This window comes from Microcoleus sp. T2B6 (genome assembly GCF_036700475.1).
Classification (GTDB): Bacteria; Cyanobacteriota; Cyanobacteriia; order Cyanobacteriales; family Microcoleaceae; genus Microcoleus.
Genome location: NZ_JAUBOZ010000243.1, coordinates 1 through 1,458, shown reverse-complemented (window position 1 = coordinate 1,458; position 1,458 = coordinate 1). Strand labels below are relative to the sequence as shown.

The following is a 1,458-nucleotide window of genomic DNA, read 5'->3' as shown; positions in this document are numbered from 1 at the left end:
GAACCCGCCCCTTGTATCTTAAAAGAGTCAGGCGATAGATCGCTACGTCAGTCAGTGGATCGTTACACCAAGCAGGCGATCGTACCGAATTTCAGGCGATCGAGCCGACAATGAGTCGATCGTACCGAATTTCAGGCGATCGAGCCGACAATGAGTTGATCGAGCCGACTTTCAGGCGAGCGTACCTTATTTAAGGTAAATCTAAAGAAACAACAAAAGTTTCTGACTAAGGTGCAAGTTTCAGTAGAAAGTGCTGTTTAAGGACATCAGAAATCGGTGAAGTTGGCCCGCCCCTTAGACTAAACAAGTCTGTTGTGTAGATAAGCTCCCATTACTGATGACAGGCGCACACAAACTGGACAGTATCTTAGGCTCTCGGCCTCGTCGGGAAAGCCTGCATTCACAAGGTTAGTATTCAATTGCCTGTCAGGTTCTTTTATAAATCGGAGTACATCGGGAGCAAAAAATGACATCAACAGTCTTAGGCATAGACATCAGTAAAAGAGACTTTCATGTCTCATTACTGAGAGAAGGTCGTGCGACTAAACCCAAAAAGTTTACTAACAATATTCAAGGGTTTGAGAGTTTGCATAACTGGCTCAAACAACAAAGTGTAGTCGAGTTCCATGCTTGTATGGAAGCTACTAGCATCTACGGAGAAGCTTTAGCCGAATTCCTCTATGGGGAGGGCTTTCAGGTTAGTATTGTCAATCCCGCAAGGATTAAAGGGTTTGCCAAAAGCGAACTTCTACGAACTAAAACTGACTCCGTAGATGCGGCACTGATTGCTCGTTTTTGTGCGGCGATGAAACCGTCTCTGTGGACACCAACCGCGCCCGAAGTCAAGGAATTACAAGCTTTGTTGCGACGGCTCGAATCTGTCACAGAAATGATGACTTGCGAACAAAACCGTTTGGAGACAGCTACGCCAACTGTTGCTGCCCTTACCCTCGAACACTTGGAGTATCTTAAACAACAGCAACAGCTAATCAAAAAACTGATTAGTGACCATTTTGACCAACACCCACACTTAAAACAACAGCGTGACTTGTTGACCTCAATTCCTGGCATAGGCGATTTAACAGCTTCTATATTATTAGCTGAAATTGGTGAGCTTTCCGATTACGATAATGCTCGTCAATTAGCAGCCTATGCTGGTCTAACTCCCAGCGAACGGAGTTCTGGGACTTCGGTTAAAGGCAAAACTCGTTTGTCCTGCACCGGAAACGTCCGACTGCGAAAAGCATTATATATGCCAGCAGTAGTGGCGATGCGTTACAATCCCTTGCTCAAAGCCATGAGTGAGAGATTATTGGGTCGTGGAAAGGTCAAAATGCAGGTGATTGGTGCGCTGATGAGGAAACTGGTGCATTTAGCTTTTGGGATTTTAAAATCCCAAAAGCCTTTCGACCCCAATTATTTGACTGCTACCCCTTGACAGGTCAAGACAGTATCTAC

Annotated in this window: 1 protein-coding gene; it reads left to right on the top strand. The window is 45.3% G+C overall.

Translation table 11 applies throughout. From position 1 onward, the window contains the following. The first annotated feature begins 466 nt into the window (after positions 1-466). On the top strand, positions 467-1,438 hold the full coding sequence (locus tag QUA00_RS36675) for a transposase (protein WP_333413490.1): 972 nt from the start codon (positions 467-469) through the stop codon (positions 1,436-1,438). Positions 1,439-1,458: the final 20 nt, after the last annotated feature.